Origin of the sequence: Pseudomonas sp. B21-021, from assembly GCF_024749205.1 — a bacterium.
Lineage (GTDB): Bacteria > Pseudomonadota > Gammaproteobacteria > Pseudomonadales > Pseudomonadaceae > Aquipseudomonas > Aquipseudomonas paraglycinae.
In genome coordinates this window covers 4,825,673-4,842,292 of record NZ_CP087192.1, presented here as the reverse complement: position 1 = coordinate 4,842,292, position 16,620 = coordinate 4,825,673, and the positions used below count along the sequence as shown (strand labels likewise).

Below are 16,620 nucleotides of genomic sequence, written 5' to 3'. Positions count from 1 at the left end.
AATAACCCTTAGAAGTTGTCAGTGGAGGTGAACACGCCGACGCGAAGGCCTTCGGCGGTGTAGATTTCGCGACCGTCGACAGTCACCGAACCGTCGGCGATGGCCAGGTTCAGCTTGCCCTTGAGGACGCGCTTGATATGAATGTTGTAGGTGACTTTCTTGGCGGTCGGCAGGACCTGGCCGAAGAATTTCACTTCGCCCGAACCCAGCGCACGGCCACGGCCCGGCAGGCCTTGCCAGCCCAGGAAGAAACCGACCAGTTGCCACATGGCGTCCAGACCCAGGCAGCCCGGCATCACCGGATCGCCTTCGAAGTGGCACGCGAAGAACCACAGGTCAGGGTTGATATCCAGCTCGGCGACCAATTCACCTTTGCCGTACTTGCCGCCTTCTTCGCTGATCAGGGTGATGCGATCCACCATCAGCATGTTCGGGGCGGGCAGTTGCGCGTTACCTGGGCCGAACAGCTCACCGCGACTGCAGCGCAGCAGGTCTTCCCGAGTAAAGGCGTTTTGTTTGGTCATGCGAGCTCCTCAATAATCCCATGCGGCAGGTGGGGCAAATCTTCCCGGCCGATCGACGCGTTTATGCCTCGAACCGGCAGCCTACTCATAGACTATTGCGTTGTGGTGAAAGTCACAGCACCAAGGACATGAATGTACACTTGTGCACTGAAATTTTTAATCAAGCCCCTTTTGAGGCCCGTTCGGGTGCCTAAGACTGCCGCACTTTCGCTTTTCACGCCAGTCGCAGATGCTCGAAAGGGCCCCGTTACTGCACCCAGCGCTGCAGAATCTGCTGCAGATCATTGCGTTTGAATGGCTTGGCCAGGTAATCGTTCATGCCCGCCGACAGGCAGTTTTCCCGGTCGCCCTGCAATGCATTGGCGGTCAGGGCGATGATCGGCACATGGCCGCAACCGGGCAGGCGGCGGATCTGGCGGGTCGCCTCGTATCCGTCGATGAGCGGCAGGCGGCAATCCATCAGGATCGCTTCGAAACGGCTGTCCCCGGCGCTGCGTACCGCCTGCACGCCATCGGTGGCGACGCTGACGGTAAAGCCGAGGCTGCGCAACATGGCTTCGATCACCGTCTGGTTGACCGGGTTGTCCTCCACCAGCAGCACATTGCGCCCTTCGCCGTGACCGTCGCCGTTCAACGTGCGCGGTGCCGCCAGCGCGGGCAGGGCCTGCTTATATAAAGCCAGCGGTATTTCCAGGGTGAAGACCGATCCGCGACCTTCTTCGCTCTGAGCGCGCAAAGTACCGCCCATCCGTTCGGCGAGGGTGCGGGCAATCGGCAGGCCCAGGCCGGTGCCGCCATAACGACGGGAAATCGAGCTGTCGGCCTGCTGGAACGCGTTGAACATCAGCTCCAGGCTCTCCGGCGAAATACCGATGCCGCTGTCACGCACCGCGCAGGTGAACCACAGCAATTCGTGATCCAGTGACTGCCACTGCGCCTCGATGCTGACGCGCCCTTGTTCGGTGAACTTCAGCGCGTTTCCGACCAGGTTGACCAGAATCTGCCGGATCCGCGTCGGATCGCCCTGTACCTGCAAGTCGCGCATGTCTTCGGGGATACGCAGTTGCAGGGCCAGCCCGCGTTGCGCCGCACTGTGCTGGAACGACTGGGCGCAGGCGCCGATCACCTCGGCGAGGTTGAACGGAATGTGCTCCAGCTCGAGTTCCGAACGCTCGATGCGCGAAAAATCCAGAATGTCGTTGATCACCTTGAGCAGATGCTCGGTGGACTCGGAAGCCAGCGCCGCGTACTCGACCTGCTCCTCGGTCATGTCGGTGGTTTCCAGCAGTTGCAGCATGCCCAGCACGCCGTTCATCGGGGTGCGCAGTTCATGGCTCATCATCGCCAGAAAATCCGATTTGGCGTTGTTGGCCTTCTCGGCCTCTTCGCGGGTCTGGATCAGTTGCGCCATCGCCTGATGCTGTTCGCGGCTGGCCTGTTCCAGCGCCTGGGCCAGGTTGTTGATGTGCTGGGACAGGGCGCCCAGCTCGGTGTCATCGACAATCGGCAGCGGGGTCTTGTAGTCGCCGTCCTGAATCGCCTTGACCGCATTGCCGATGTCGCGGATCGGCTGGGAAAGGCTGCCGGCCAGCCGCCGCGCCAGCACAAAAGTGAAGAGCAGGGCGAACAACGCCAGAATCCCGGCCTTGAGCAAAATTTCCTGTTGGCGCTGACTGAAGGCGTCATTCGACAGACCGACGATTACCCGCCCCAGATAATCCTCGCTGGCCACGCCGGGATTGCTCTTGCCGTCCTGAAAGAAATCGTTGTGCAGGGCGATGCGTTGCAGCCGCACCGGGGCCTGGAACACCTCGACCTGATGCGGACGGTTGTGCGCATCCGCCGGCTGTTCGACATAGGCCAGAATCCGGTTGGCGCTGTCCTGCACCTCCAGAAACCGCACGTTCGGCGTGGCCAGCGTGGCCTTGAGTAGGCTTTCCAGGACTTCGTTGTTGCCGGAGATCACCCCGTACTCGGTGGCCGGTGCGAGCTGGTTGGCGATCAACTGGCCGGTGTGGTTCAGCTCCTGACGCAAATCCTGAATGCGCACGAAGGTGAAAAAGCTGATCAGCAGCAAGGTCAGCAACAGCGCAGGGCCCAGGCTGATCAACTGGGTGCGGGTGTTGATGTCCCAACGGCGGAAAATCATGGGCGGCGCTCTCCTTCGGCCAGCTCTGTGGCGACAGACGCTTCATTCATCGGTTCTATCCCTAAGGAACGAGCCACCTGCGCATTACTTGAGACTTTAAAACGCCCGGGATAGAGCGTGCGCGGCCAGGTGGCCGGTGGCCGGTCCAGCAATTCGTCGAGGACAGCCAGCCAGTCGTTCTGATCGCTGTAGGTGCTGGCCAGGCTGCCGGCGCGAACGAACGAGACATTCGGCCCGACCAGCGCCAGTTGCCGAGAGTAACTGCTGAGCAACAGGTTTTTTGCGGTTTTCGGGTTGTACAGGTCAGGGTCGTCGAGGCCCAGCAGCACGTCGCTGTTTTTCAGCACCGTCTGCAAGGGGCGGCTGTCGTGGGTGTCGTCCCAGCGTTGCGGGACGATTTGCAGATTCAGCGGCTGGGCGGCCGATTGCAGTTCCTTGAGCAGGAACTCGCTGTGCTGATCGAACAGCACGCCGACTCGCCCGGCCTGGGGCAGGATCCGGCGGATCAGTTGCAACTGACGGCTCAGCGGCGGATCGGCCCAGAGCAGGCTCAAGTGGGGCGGTTGCGTGTCGCCGAAGCGTTGTCGGGCTTGCAGGCGGCTGATGCGCAGCACCAACGTCGCCGGGCCCTGGCTTTCCTGCATGCGCCAGTCGAGGCTCGGCAGATCCAGCAAAATCAGGCGCAGGCTCGAAGGCAACTTGCCCGGCGCCGGCAAACTGGCCAGCGGCTGGAAATGCACGCGATCGGTCGGGCGCAGTTCGCTCAGGGCCTGAACGAAGGACTGCACGCCGGGGCTTTCCTCGGCGCCAGTCAGCAGAATGTCGGCCGCCTGCACCGCCACGCCATGCAGCCACGCTGTCAGGAACAGACAAAGCCCGGCCAGCCATTGGCCGAGAGTTGGCATCTTCCGTGACATGGCGTAGCGCATCTAGAACTCCAGCTCGGCGCTGAAATACACCACGCGGCGTTCGTCGTAATTGTTGTCGACGAAGGTGGTCGGCTCATGGTCGAGCCGCTGTTGCAGCACGCCGGCCAGTTGCAGTTGGGCCTTGCCCAGGGCGATGCGTTTGGCGATGCGCGTGTCGACCCGCTCGAAGCGGTAACCGTTGAGCGCGTTGTCACCGTAATAGAAGAGGGCGCTGTTCCAGCCGTGGCCCCAATCGCGCAGCCAGCCGGCCGAGCCGCTGTTGCGTGCGGTGAATTGCTGGTCCAGCGGGTTGCTCGCCTCGGCGTCGACGAAGGCGTAGGTCAGGCGCAGGCGGTCGGCCGCACTCAGGCGCCAGTCCAGTTGCGTCTCGGTGCCGCGAAAGCGCGAATCGTTGGCGTTGCTGGCGATGTATTGATTGTTGCGCAGCGGCTCGCTGATCATCCCGGTGATTTCGTCGTAGAACAGCTTCACGTCCAGCGCCAGGCCCCATTCCGGGAAATAACCGTTGTAGCCCAGTTCCCGCGAGCGCATGTGCTCCTGGTCCAGATCGCCGGGGCCCCGGGTCTTGACGAAGTAGCGGGCCGAAGACTGGCCATAGGCGGCGGGCCGCAGGTTGGTCACCTGATAACTCCAGTTGACGTTGTTCTCGAACATGTCCGGCGAACGGATGGCTTCCGAATACACCGCGCGCAGGCTGTGGCGCGGGTTGAACAGGTAGTTGACCGCAAACCGGGGCGTCAGCGAGCTGCCGATCAATTGCGTGTCTTCGAACATGGCGCCGCCCTGCAACAGCCAGTGTTCGCTGGCGCGCCATTCCAGTTGGCCGAATGCGCGCCAGGTGGTGTCGTCCAGCGTGCCGTTGAAATAGGTCTCGGAATCGGCACGGTCGTAACGATAGTTCAGGCCGCTGACCAGACGCAGGCTATCGGACAGGCTGAGGGTGTCCTGCAATTCCAGGTCGTAGCGCGATTCCCGCGCACTTTGGTCGATGTCGCCGCACAGGGTCTGGCGCGCGCCGTTGCGCCACTGGTCCAGCACCTGATTGGCCAGGGTCATTTCCTGCGGCGTGCCGGCGGGTGCGCCGGGGCCGGTGAACAGGGTCATGTTGCGTGCGAGGCGTTCGGTGTAGTTCGGGTTGAGCTGCCACAGTTCCGTCAATTGCGGGCTGAACGACACTTCGGCGTCACAGGCGCGCCAGGTCTGCTGGCGGTCCCAGTGTTGCGCAGAACCTTGCACATAAAGGCTGTGATCGGGATTGAGATCCAGATTCCAGCGCACCGAACCGGCGTAGTCCTTGGCAACCACGTCGGAATTGTTCCCAGCAGCGGTAATTCCGGAGAACACCGGACGGTAGGTATAGGGCCGCTGATTGGTACCGTCCTTGGCGTTGATCTGCCAGTCCAGGCTCTGGTTGTCGCTCAGGGTCTGGCTGACGGCGAGACTGAAGCGGTTCAAGCGGCGGTTGTCGCGGTAGTCGGCGCTGGTACGGTCGCTGTCGAAGCCGTCGTCTTCCTGGCCGGACAGCGACAGACGCAGGTCGCCGCCATTCCAGCCGGTGCTCTGACTGGCGTAGAAGTCGTTGATGCCGCGTTGGCCGTGCGTCAGCTTCAGTCGCGTGCCATGGCTGTCAGCGGGATTGCGGGTAATGATATTGACCACCGCCATCAGCGCGTTGGCGCCGTAGCTGACGGTGTTCGGGCCGCGAAAGACTTCGATGCGCTCGATGTCTTCCATGGCCACCGGAATGTCGCTCCAGTCCACGGTCGCGAGACCAGCGCGGTACACCGAGCGGCCGTCGATCAACACTTGCATGCGTCGGGCTTCAGTGGCGTTGGTCCCGTGATAATTCACCACCGCCTGATTGCCGCTGATGTTGCCGACCATCATCCCCGGCACCAGCCGCAACAGCTCGCTGATGTCCCGGGCACCGCTGGCGCTGATCAGTTCGCTGTCGAGTACGGTCATGCTGCCCGGGACTTCCGCCGGCGACTGTTTCAGGCGCGTGGCGGTCAGGATCTGCGGCAAGGCCTCACTGTCGACAAACAGGTCGTCCGCCAGCAGCACCGGGCTGAACAGCAGCGCCAGCAGCAGGGACGAACGCGGGGAAGGGGGGCCAGAAAACACGACGCAGCCTTGATAGCAAAGAATTGGCGCGCATGTTAACCGAGGACGACCACTTTTCCAGTCACGTTGCAGGCATTTTCCTCGGTTTTATTGGTCTTCTTCCTACAAGTGCGGGTAATTGACGCCGGGGCTGTCCGAGAAGGGGACGCTCCGTATAATGCCGGCATCGCCACTGGTATGGATTAACGGATTACATATGACTGAACAGCGCCCGATTGCGGTCCTGGGAGGCGGAAGTTTCGGTACCGCCGTGGCCAATCTGTTGGCCGAGAACGGCCATCAAGTCCGGCAGTGGATGCGTGACCCCGAGCAGGCAGAGGCCATCCGGGTCAATCGCGAAAACCCGCGTTACCTCAAAGGCATCAAGATTCTGCCGGGCGTGACTGCGGTCACCGACCTGCAGGAAACCCTCGACGCCTGCGATTTGTGTTTCGTCGCGTTGCCGTCCAGCGCGCTGCGCACGGTGTTGGCGGCGCACGCCGAACGCTTGAGCGGCAAGATGCTGGTCAGCCTGACCAAAGGCATCGAAGCCCACACCTTCAAACTGATGAGCCAGATTCTCGAAGAGATCGCCCCGCAAGCGCGCATCGGCGTGCTGTCCGGGCCGAACCTCGCGCGGGAAATCGCCGAGCACGCGCTGACCGCCACCGTGGTCGCCAGCGAAGACGAAGAGCTCTGCAAAGCCGTGCAGGCCGCGTTGCATGGCCGGACCTTCCGCGTCTACGCCAGCGCCGACCGTTTCGGCGTTGAACTGGGCGGCGCGCTGAAAAACGTCTACGCGATCATTGCCGGCATGGCGGTGGCGCTGGAGATGGGCGAGAACACCAAGAGCATGCTGATCACTCGCGCCCTGGCCGAGATGACCCGGTTTGCGGTGAATCAGGGCGCCAACCCCATGACCTTCCTCGGTCTGGCCGGGGTCGGCGATCTGATCGTTACCTGCTCGTCGCCGAAAAGCCGCAACTATCAGGTCGGTTTTGCCCTCGGTCAGGGCTTGAGCCTCGACGAAGCGGTGTCGCGCCTCGGTGAAGTGGCCGAAGGGGTCAACACCCTGAAAGTACTCAAGGCCAAGTCTCAGGACGTCGGCGTGTACATGCCGCTGGTCGCCGGATTGCATGCGATTCTGTTCGAAGGGCGCACGCTTGAGCAGGTGATCGGTCTTCTGATGAGAGGCGAGCCGAAAACCGACGTCGACTTTATTTCCACCAGTGGTTTCAACTGATTCAGCAGGGAGCAGGGCATGAACGATCCGAAAACCGAAGCCAAATATGAATCCATCCTCCTGCGGGTGTTGTGGATGATCGTCTACGTGCTGGTCTGGCAGGTAGCGCAGTTCATCCTCGGCGCGGTGGTGCTGGTGCAGTTGATCTATCGTTTGATCTATGGCGCCCCGAGCGCCAGCCTGATGAATTTCGGCGACAGCCTGAGCCAGTTTCTGGCGCAGATCGGTCGTTTCGGCAGTTTTCACAGCGACCAGAAACCCTGGCCGTTCGCCGACTGGCCGACGCCGCGTACTCCGGAAGGTGAAGCGCCACACGTTGTCGCGCCGGCACCGCATCCGGCCCGGGATGAGGAACCCAAGCTATGAAACTCTGGGTATTGCGTCACGGTGAGGCCGAGCCCTATGGCTCGCGCCCCGACTCCGAGCGTGAACTGACCGCCCACGGTCGCAAGGAAGTGTTGAGCAGCGCAGCCCGTTTGATGGGCCAGCCGCTGACCGCCATTTACGCCAGCCCTTACCTGCGGGCGCAGCAGACCGCGCAACTGGTGCGCGAAGCTCTCGGCTTCGAGCCGGAGATCCGCACGGTCGAGTGGCTGACCCCGGAAGTTGATCCGGACCGCGTGGCCGAGCAACTGGTGTCGGTGAGCAACGTGCTGCTGGTCAGCCACAATCCGCTGGTGGGCAATCTGCTCAGCTACCTGCAACACGGTGCGGGCTACCCACCGGAAAAGGTCAGCACCGCCGGGCTGGCAGAGCTTGAACACAGCGAATTGCTGATCGGTTCGATGACGCTCAACAGCCTTAAACATCCCTGAAATTTTTTGTACGAAATAGTCAACCAAGCACTTGCTTGGTTGACTACGCTTGCTCCAGACCAAAAAACAGGAGCGAGTCGAATGTCTTCCGCCTTCCGTTTGCCGCTGGACGTGTTTTACGAACGCGAGGCCCGGCACCCGCGTCAGCGTTTTCTGGTGCAGCCGATCGGCGGCGGGCAGGTCGAGACACTGACCTGGGCCGACGTCGGCCATCAGGCCCGCTGCGCCGCGCACTGGTTGCGCTCCCGGGAATTGCCGCAAGGCAGCCACATCGCCCTGATCTCGAAAAACTGCGCGCACTGGATCATCGCCGATCTGGCGATCTGGATGGCCGGGCATGTCTCGGTGCCGCTCTATCCGAACCTCACTGCCGAATCGGTGAATCAGGTGCTGACCCACTCGGAAAGCGTGCTGGCGTTCATCGGCAAGCTCGATGACTGGCCGGGCATGTCGCCAGGCGTGCCGGCGGGTCTGACGACGGTCAGCCTGCCGCTGCATCCACCGGGCACGTTCGATTTCAACTGGGACGACGTGCAGCGCAGCTCGCCGATCCAGGACGATCCGCGTCCCGCCGCCGAGCAACTGGCGACCATCATTTACACCTCCGGCACCACCGGCCTGCCCAAGGGCGTGATGCACAGCTTCGCCAATCTCGGGTTCGCGACGACGCGCGGCACGCAGCTGTTCGGTCTCAATGAGCACGACCGGCTGCTGTCGTATCTGCCGCTGTGTCATGTGGCCGAACGGATGTTCGTCGAGCTGGCGTCGATCTATACCGGGCAGACGGTGTTTTTCGCCGAGAGCCTCGATACTTTCCTTGCCGATCTCAAACGGGCGCGACCGACGGCGATGTTCGGTGTGCCGCGGATCTGGACCAAGTTCCAGATGGGCGTCTACAGCAAGATCCCGGCGAAACGTCTGGACTTCCTGCTCGGTCTGCCCTTTATCGGCAAACGCATCGGCCACAAGGTGTTGGCCGGATTGGGGCTGGATGCCTTGCGCGTGGCTTTGTCCGGTGCGGCGCCGGTGCCGCTGACCCTGTTGCGCTGGTATCAGAAACTCGGGCTCGACGTGCTGGAGGTCTACGGCATGACCGAAAGCTGCGGTTATTCGCACATCTGCCTGCCGGGGCAATACAAGGAAGGCTGGATCGGCCGGCCATGTCCTGACGTGGAAGTGCGCATCGATGAGTCCGGCGAAGTGCAGGTGCGCAGCCAGGCGAACATGCTCGGATATTTCAAGGAACCACAGAAAACCGCCGAAACCCTCACCGAAGACGGTTTCCTGCGCACCGGCGACAAGGGCGAGCAAGACGCCGAAGGGCGTTTGCGCCTGACCGGGCGGCTCAAGGAAATCTTCAAGACCAGCAAGGGCAAGTACGTCGCCCCGGCGCCGATCGAAAACCGGCTGGCGGTGCATTCGCGGATCGAGCAGGTCTGCGTGGTCGGCGACGGCCTGAGTGCGCCGCTGGGGTTGTGCGTGCTGTCGGCCGTGGGCCGGGAAGAGGCCCGCGCGCCGCTGCATTCGAGCCTGGAAAAATTGCTGGAGGAGGTCAACGCCGTACTCGACAAGCACGAGCGTCTGCGCCGGCTGGTGGTGGTCAAGGACAGCTGGGCGGTGGAGAACGGGTTCCTCACGCCGACCCTGAAAATCAAACGCAACATCATCGAAGACACCTACGGAGCACGCTTCGAAGAATGGAGCGAGCGCAGCGAGGCGGTGCTGTGGCAGGATTGAGCGTCGATCAAAACAACAAAGGAAGCCTGCGATGACCTTGTGGCGCACCACTCCGAACATCGAGCAGTTGAACGCAATCCAGAAAAACACCATCGGCGAAGTGCTGGACATCCGCTTCGAGTCATTCGACGAAGAATCGCTGACGGCCAGCATGGTCATCGACCATCGCACCCACCAGCCTTATGGCCTGTTGCACGGCGGCGCCTCGGTGGTGCTGGCGGAAACGGTCGGCTCGATGGCCAGTTACCTGTGCATCGACGCCAGCAAGTTCTATTGCGTCGGCCTGGAAATCAACGCCAACCACTTGCGCGGACTGCGCAGCGGACGGGTGACGGCGGTGGCCAAACCGATCCACATCGGCCGCACCACCCACGTCTGGGACATTCGCCTGACCAGCGATGAAGGCAAGGCCAGTTGTGTCTCGCGCCTGACCATGGCGGTGGTGCCGCTGGGAGAACAATCGCCGGCGCGTTGATGGCCGAAGCGTCATAGCCCTGACCGGACTGTCATCATTCCTGGCAGTTACGGTCATTGCTGTGGGACGCGGTCTTACGGACAATCAACGCCTGTTTTCCGCTCATGGATTTGCCGGTATGTCGCAACCGATCTTCTTCGCCCACGCCAATGGTTTCCCTTCGGGCACCTACGGCAAACTGTTCGCGGCGCTGGCGCCCGAGTACCGGGTCGCGCATCTGGAACAACACGCCCATGACCCGCGTTTCCCAGCGGGTGACAACTGGTACCACCTGGTCGACGAACTCATCCATCATCTTCAACAACAAGATGAACCGGTGTGGGGCGTTGGCCATTCCTTCGGCGGCATGTTGCATCTGCACGCCGCACTGCGTTGCCCTGAACTGTATCGGGGCGTGGTGATGCTCGATTCGCCGGTGCTGACCCGCACGGATCAATGGGTGATCCGCGCCGCCAAGCGCTTTGGTTTCATCGACAAACTGACTCCGGCCGGCCGCACGCTGGGGCGGCGCGAAGAGTTTGCCGATCTGGACAGTGCCCGTGGTTATTTCGCCGGCAAAACCCTGTTCCGCAGCTTTGATCCGGAATGCTTCGATGCCTACTTGCAGCACGGTCTGCACAAGGTTGGCGACAAGCTGCGCCTGCGCTTCGATCCTGCGACCGAGATCAGCATCTATCGCGGCGTGCCGCACACCAGTCCTGCGCATACCCGGCAATTGAAAGTGCCGCTGGCGGTGGTGCGCGGGCACAAGAGTCGCGTGGTAATGAACCACCACACCCGCTTCGTCGGGCGCCTGCCTCAGGGCGAGTCGCTGACCGTGCCTGGCGGGCACATGTTTCCGCTTGAGCGCCCACAAGACACCGCGCAATTACTGAAAAGCCTGTTCGATCGCTGGGAGCGCCGGCAAGACAAGGATTGCGCATGAACCCCGGCGTCGAAGAAGTGCGCCTGAGCCTGCCGCATATCGAACTGGCCGCGCACCTGTTCGGCCCGGAAGACGGGTTGCCGGTGATCGCCCTGCACGGCTGGCTGGACAACGCCAACAGCTTCGCGCGCCTGGCGCCGAAGCTCAAAGGCCTGCGCATCGTCGCGCTGGATATGGCCGGTCACGGGCATTCCGGGCACCGGCCGAACGGCGCCGGTTATGCATTGTGGGATTACGCCCATGACGTGCTGCAGGTCGCCGAACAACTGGGCTGGAAACGTTTCGGCCTGCTCGGGCATTCCATGGGCGCCATTGTTTCGCTGGTGCTGGCCGGGTCGTTGCCCGAACGCATCACCCATCTGGCGTTGATCGACGGGGTAATTCCTCCTACCGACAAAGGCGAAAACGCCGCCGAGCGCATGGGCATGGCCCTGCAGGCGCAGCTCGATCTTCGGGAAAAGCGCAAACCGGTCTACAACACCCTCGACCGGGCCATCGAGGCGCGGATGAAAGGGCTGGTGGCGGTCAGTCGCGAAGCGGCTGAACTGCTGGCCCAGCGTGGGTTGATGCCGGTGCCCGGGGGTTACACCTGGCGCACCGACAATCGTCTGACGTTGCCGTCGCCGCTGCGTCTGACCCAGGAGCAGGCGATGGCGTTCGTGCAGCGCATTGCCTGTCCCGCGCAGTTGGTGGTCGCTGCCGACGGCATGCTGGCCAAACATCCGGAGCTGCTGGAACGTCTACCCTTTGACCGGGAACAGCTGCCGGGCGGGCATCATCTGCACCTGAACGATGAAGCCGGGGCCGACCTTGTCGCAGACTGTTTCAATCGGTTCTTCGCCATTCCTTGACTTGCTCCCGGCAACTGTCGAGGCTGGGCAGGTTGAAATGGGAGACAACCAAGATGGATTTCTACACCGCTGCGACTTCGAACTGCCCTCAAGGCACCCAGGCCATGCCCCTGCGATGAGCCTGTCCATGCGATCTATCAGTCTGCTGGCGCTGTGCTGTTTCAGTCCCTTTCTATTCGCTGCCGACCTGCCGGGCAGTCAGGACCTGCCGATCGTGCCGCGTGTGGCCGATGCGCAGATCGTCGACTATCGCCCCGCCGTGGAGCTGGAGCGGATCTACCCGCTCGGCTCGATCCGCAAGATCAGCGGCCAGTTGCGTTTCGACGGCCAGGTCAGCGCCCGGGGGCAAACCACCTCGGTGACCTACGAATTGCCGCCGGAACATTCCGCCACCGAAGCCTTCACTCTCGCTCGCGAAGCCCTGCAAAAGCAGGATGCGCAGCTGTTGTTCTGGTGCCAGGCCCGGGATTGCGGCGAGAGCAGCCTGTGGGCCAATGAGGTATTCGGCAACGCCAAGCTGTACGGTGCCGACGAGCAGCAGGCCTATCTGCTGCTGAGGCTCGCGGCCCCGCGCGACAACACGCTGGTGGCGCTGTACAGCATCACCCGGGGCAATCGCAAAGCCTATCTGCACGTTGAACAGTTCGAGGCGCTGGCACCGCTCGGTGACCTGCTGCCGACCTCGGCCACGCTGCTGCGGGAACTGAAAAGCACTGGCGAGCTGGACTTTCCGAAGCTCGCCGGCGATCCGGATGACACCTGGCTGCGCTTGTTGTCCCGTGGCCTGAACCTCGACACCACCTTGCGGGTGACGGTGTCCGGGCCGAAAGCCGAGGCCTGGCGGCAGGCGCTGATCGGGCAAGGCGTGCGCGCCGCGCGAATGGAAACCGGCAGTGTCGACGGCGAAGGTCTGCGCATCGATCTGTTGCGATAAAGTGTCTTTGGCGGACACGCTCGACGTGTTCGCCTACTCTTTGCCTGACTGATTTTTTTCGAGATTTCACATGCCCAATAATGATCGTCTGCTGGTGCAGATCCTGTTGCTGGTGCTGTTTGGTGCCAGTTTCTGGGTGATGGCGCCGTTCTGGTCGGCGCTGTTCTGGGGCGCGGTGCTGGCGTTTGCCAGCTGGCCGCTGATGCGCTTGCTGACCCGCTGGCTCAATGGCCGGGAATCCCTCGCGGCGCTGTTGCTGACCATGGGCTGGATGTTGCTGGTGGCGGGGCCGCTGGTGTGGCTCGGTTTTAACCTGGCCGATCACGTGCGCGATGCCACGGCGTTCATCAAGGATGTGCAGGTCGACGGACTGCCCGAGGCGCCGAGCTGGCTGGGCGGCGTGCCGGTGGTGGGTGAGAGGCTTGTCGGGATCTGGAACAGCATCGATCAGCAGGGCGCGGCCCTGATGGTGACGGTCAAACCTTATCTGGGGCAGGTCGGCAACTGGTTGCTGGCGCGCAGTGCACAGATCGGCAGCGGGATTCTCGAGCTGACCCTGAGCATTGTCTTCGTATTCTTTTTCTACCGTGACGGGCCACGGCTGGCGGCGTTCGTGCACAGTTTGCTGGAGCGTTTGATCGGTGACCGGGCCGGGTACTACATCGATCTGGTGGCCGGTACGGTGCAGCGGGTGGTCAATGGGGTGATCGGTACGGCGGCAGCGCAAGCGGTGCTGGCGCTGATCGGGTTCCTGATTGCCGGGGTGCCGGGGGCGCTGGTGCTGGGGATCGTGACGTTCCTGCTCAGTCTGATTCCGATGGGGCCGCCGCTGGTGTGGATTCCGGCCACGGCGTGGCTGGCCTGGAAGGGTGAGTACGGGATGGCGGTGTTTCTCGGAATTTGGGGGACGTTCATCATCAGTGGCGTGGATAACGTGCTCAAGCCGTATCTGATCAGCCGGGGCGGGAATCTGCCGTTGGTGATTGTGTTGCTTGGGGTGTTTGGCGGGTTGATTGCGTTTGGGTTTATCGGGTTGTTTATTGGGCCTACGCTTTTGGCTGTTGCTTATAGTTTGTTGACGGATTGGAGTAAGAGTCAGGCTCGGGTTTGAGGCTTTGGACTTGGCGGCCTTTGGGCCGACCAGGTTTTGGGTTGACTGTGTACATATCCGTTTCTTCGGTAACGGCGGCTTATGGTTTCGCCCTTACGGCGAGTCCCTTTGGCAAACGCCCCAAAGGAACCAAAGGTCTGGGCCCCTGCGTTCGGCGCCTCGCTGTGGCTCGGCGTTCCTTCGCTCCGGGATTCATCCGGGGGCATCGCCTACGGTTTGCTTCGCTGCACCTCCTCTCGATGCATGCGGCTTCGCCGCACGGTCGCTGCGCTCCCACCCCCGGATAAATCCCTCCACTCAGCCTTCCGATGGGGCCGGCACGTCAAGAGCGGTACTCGAGCTAACGCTCATTGTGTTGAGTGGTGGGAAGCCAAAGCCAAAGCCAAAGCGAAATCGGAAGTTGATGTGGAAGCTGACTCTGACGTTGGTGTTGGTGTTGGTGCTGGCGCGGAGGCAGTAGTGAACTTATGTGCTTCAAAACCCGAGTTCACCTCGGTATCTCACGTCGGCGTACCTCTCACAATCACCTCGGTCAGTTCCCTCTCCCTTTGGGTGTATGTACCGGAGACATGGTGGACACATGTTCGGGGACATGGTGGACGGTTTTCAAATCCGCTTACCTGATACAACGGTCTGTTGAATCAAGTCAATTCGGGCAATGCGATGTCTGCTCCAGTAGACATCGTAGATGCCATCCTCTGTCGTTCCCCTGATCGCTATCAGCTCCCCGATGAAGGCCTTTCCGATCAGGAATTGGCTGCTTCTCCAGTACATCTCGCCATTGCCCTGAACTTTCCTGACCAGATCTCCTTCCGCGTACTCCAGGACAGGCCGGGTCTCTTGGTATTCAAGCGGGCTACTGCTGTAGCGGCTCGCTGGAACCCCCATTCCCAAGGCTTGATGCGGGCGCTTCTGATTGTAAGTTTCTCGCCAGATATCGAAGGCCTTTTGCGCTCCGATGAGGTCGATGAAGCACTGACTCTGCAGAACTTCGGCCTTCAAGCTGCGATGGAATCGCTCAATCTTGCCCTGAGTTTGTGGATGGTAGGGCCGGGAGTGGCTGACCCGGATTCCCTGTCTCATCAGCCAGACTTCCAGGGCGGTGTAGACCCCGGTTTGGTCACCCCATGGCGAACCGTTATCCATGGTCATGCGTTGCGGCAGACCGTATCGGCGAAACACTCCAACAAGCTGTTCTTCCACGGTTTGGCGTTGTTGATTGGCGCAAGCGGCGATGCACAACGAGAAGCGGGAATGGTCATCCAATATCGTCAAAGGGTGGCAGCGGCCATGACGCATACCGACATGTCCCTTGAAGTCCATCTGCCACAAATCATTGGGTGCTTCATGCTCGAAACGGATGAACGGTTTGATGTTCGCCGCTTGTGAATCGACTTGCGCGTGGCGCTTCAAAACTGCGTGCACAGTGCTGACAGCGGGCATCTTGTGTCCATCGCCTTCCAGGATGCGCTTGAGTTTGCGAGCGCCCCACGCTGTGTGCTCCACACCCAACGCCAGAATTTGCTTCTCGACCGCATCAGCGCAGCGGCTGGGTGAAGATTTCGGTCGCCGAGACCGGTCAAGCAACCCCTCTGGACCAAAAGTTTCGTACCGTTCGAGCCACTTGTAGGCGGTGCTTGGACTGATATGAAAGCGTCGGCAGAGCTGCCGGATGTTGGCCCCATCTTGACGGGCCAATAAAACGAATTCGGAACGAAGCTGCATGGTAGACACCTCTTCCCAAGACACAGGCCATCTCCTTCGCGATGAGCAATGTGTCTATTTAAAAGTGTCCACCATGTCTCCGAACACCTGTCCACCATGTCTCCGGTACATACATTGGGAGAGGGCTAGGGTGAGGGCGCTTTGATGACACACCGCTAAGTCAAAGCAAACCACTCACCCAGCCAACCTCAGTCGTCCCTCAAATCCTCACCCAATCTCAAGTCGCCACATTCAAATACTTGCCCACCGACGCAGTGCTTTCGAGCGAGTACTGCTTGCTCAGATTGGCAATCATGCGGTTCAGCGCTTCGGTGGTGGTTTGAGTATTGCTGGCGGTCTGTTCGTCATCCGGGCGTTCGCGACCTGCATGCAGTGCAGCTTTCAGTTCGTCGCTGCTGACACCGCCGCTGCTGTCGCTGTCCAGCACCTTGAGCAGGGCGGCGGCGGTGTCGGTGTTGTTCGAGGAGGTGCTGTCGCTGACCTGCAGCGCGCTGTTCAGTTCGGTGGCGGTAACAGTGCCGTCGCCGTCTGCATCGAGTTGGCTGAAGAGTTCGTCGCTGGAGGCTTGCGGCGGTGGGGGTGGCGGTGGGGTGAGGCTGGCGGCGAGTTCGTCCTGGCTGACGACGCCGTCTTCGTTTTTGTCCAGGGCCGAGAAGATTTTGCTGCTGTCGGCGGTGCTGCCGGCGCTGGTCAGGCCGTTGCTCAGTTCGTCGCTGCTGATGGCGCCGTCGCCGTCGGCGTCGAGGGCGCTGATCAGGGCGTCGGCGAGTTCGGTGTTGGGGGCCTGGTCGCCAGGAGGCGGTGGGGGTGGGGCCATGGCGGTCATTTCTTCGGCGCTGAGGCTGCCGCTGGAATCGCTGTCCAGATCGCCGAATTGTTTGCTCAGGCTGACCAGCAGGCCGTCGTTGGACTTTTGTGACAGGGCGCTGCCCAGTTCGTCCTGATCCACCGCGCCGTCGCCGTTGCTGTCGAGCTTGGCGAACAGTTCCTTTTGCAGTTGCTGGCTGCGGGCGTTTTGGGTGGAGGTGCTGCTGGTGCTGGTATAGCTCGTGTAGTTGCTGACGCTACCGATCATCGGGCTCACTCCTTGGACTGGAAA

15 protein-coding genes are annotated in these 16,620 nt (G+C 61.6%); 9 read left to right on the top strand and 6 right to left on the bottom strand.

Annotation, left to right across the window (positions count from 1 at the left end):
* Positions 1-8: 8 nt before the first annotated feature.
* The 4 genes from fabA to LOY31_RS21660 all read right to left on the bottom strand — a co-directional run bounded on the left by fabA (position 9) and on the right by LOY31_RS21660 (position 5,726).
* Positions 9-524, bottom strand: a complete 516-nt coding sequence (fabA, locus tag LOY31_RS21675) for a 3-hydroxyacyl-[acyl-carrier-protein] dehydratase FabA (RefSeq protein WP_003227150.1) — start codon at positions 522-524, stop codon at positions 9-11.
* 247 nt (positions 525-771) lie between these two features.
* Entirely contained in the window at positions 772-2,673 is a 1,902-nt protein-coding gene (locus tag LOY31_RS21670) for an ATP-binding protein (RefSeq protein ID WP_258712184.1), read from the bottom strand.
* A complete protein-coding gene (locus LOY31_RS21665) occupies positions 2,670-3,602 on the bottom strand; it encodes an ABC transporter substrate-binding protein (RefSeq protein WP_258712183.1) in 933 nt (310 codons plus the stop codon). Before LOY31_RS21665 ends, LOY31_RS21670 begins: the two co-directional genes overlap by 4 nt.
* The gene (locus tag LOY31_RS21660) at positions 3,603-5,726 is read right to left on the bottom strand and encodes a TonB-dependent siderophore receptor (protein ID WP_258712182.1); all 2,124 of its coding nucleotides are present in this window, start codon (positions 5,724-5,726) and stop codon (positions 3,603-3,605) included.
* A gap of 196 nt (positions 5,727-5,922) precedes the next feature.
* Here LOY31_RS21660 and LOY31_RS21655 point away from each other — a divergent pair, with 196 nt between their 5' ends.
* The 9 genes from LOY31_RS21655 to LOY31_RS21615 all read left to right on the top strand — a co-directional run bounded on the left by LOY31_RS21655 (position 5,923) and on the right by LOY31_RS21615 (position 13,796).
* Positions 5,923-6,948: an NAD(P)H-dependent glycerol-3-phosphate dehydrogenase gene (locus tag LOY31_RS21655; protein WP_007957803.1), complete on the top strand. Its 1,026-nt coding sequence runs from the start codon at positions 5,923-5,925 to the stop codon at positions 6,946-6,948.
* An 18-nt stretch (positions 6,949-6,966) separates the two neighbouring features.
* Positions 6,967-7,314 carry a DUF4389 domain-containing protein gene (locus tag LOY31_RS21650; protein ID WP_007957804.1) on the top strand — a complete coding sequence of 116 codons (348 nt, stop codon included), beginning with the start codon at positions 6,967-6,969 and terminating at the stop codon, positions 7,312-7,314.
* Positions 7,311-7,763: a phosphohistidine phosphatase SixA gene (gene sixA, locus LOY31_RS21645; protein WP_007957806.1), complete on the top strand. Its 453-nt coding sequence runs from the start codon at positions 7,311-7,313 to the stop codon at positions 7,761-7,763. The genes LOY31_RS21650 and sixA overlap by 4 nt, the downstream gene beginning before the upstream one ends.
* A gap of 81 nt (positions 7,764-7,844) precedes the next feature.
* Complete coding sequence (locus LOY31_RS21640; protein ID WP_127799368.1) at positions 7,845-9,500, top strand: AMP-binding protein; 1,656 nt, start codon at positions 7,845-7,847, stop codon at positions 9,498-9,500.
* A 31-nt stretch (positions 9,501-9,531) separates the two neighbouring features.
* Positions 9,532-9,975, top strand: coding sequence for a hotdog fold thioesterase (locus LOY31_RS21635; RefSeq protein ID WP_258712181.1), 444 nt, complete (start codon positions 9,532-9,534; stop codon positions 9,973-9,975).
* Positions 9,976-10,093: 118 nt separating this feature from the next.
* A complete protein-coding gene (locus tag LOY31_RS21630; protein WP_085607375.1) occupies positions 10,094-10,900 on the top strand; it encodes an alpha/beta fold hydrolase in 807 nt (268 codons plus the stop codon).
* Positions 10,897-11,751 (top strand): alpha/beta hydrolase, encoded by an 855-nt coding sequence (locus tag LOY31_RS21625; RefSeq protein ID WP_085607373.1) that lies wholly within the window; start codon positions 10,897-10,899, stop codon positions 11,749-11,751. Before LOY31_RS21630 ends, LOY31_RS21625 begins: the two co-directional genes overlap by 4 nt.
* 127 nt (positions 11,752-11,878) lie before the next feature.
* Positions 11,879-12,685, top strand: coding sequence for a DUF4892 domain-containing protein (locus LOY31_RS21620; RefSeq protein WP_007957816.1), 807 nt, complete (start codon positions 11,879-11,881; stop codon positions 12,683-12,685).
* Positions 12,686-12,755: 70 nt separating this feature from the next.
* Positions 12,756-13,796, top strand: a complete 1,041-nt coding sequence (locus LOY31_RS21615; RefSeq protein ID WP_007957818.1) for an AI-2E family transporter — start codon at positions 12,756-12,758, stop codon at positions 13,794-13,796.
* Between the two features lie 606 nt (positions 13,797-14,402).
* Here LOY31_RS21615 and LOY31_RS21610 read toward each other — a convergent pair.
* Positions 14,403-15,545 carry an IS481 family transposase gene (locus LOY31_RS21610; protein WP_408980456.1) on the bottom strand — a complete coding sequence of 381 codons (1,143 nt, stop codon included), beginning with the start codon at positions 15,543-15,545 and terminating at the stop codon, positions 14,403-14,405.
* Positions 15,546-15,738: 193 nt separating this feature from the next.
* On the bottom strand, positions 15,739-16,596 hold the full coding sequence (gene xopAW / locus LOY31_RS21605; RefSeq protein WP_179694085.1) for an EF-hand domain-containing protein: 858 nt from the start codon (positions 16,594-16,596) through the stop codon (positions 15,739-15,741).
* Positions 16,597-16,620: the final 24 nt, after the last annotated feature.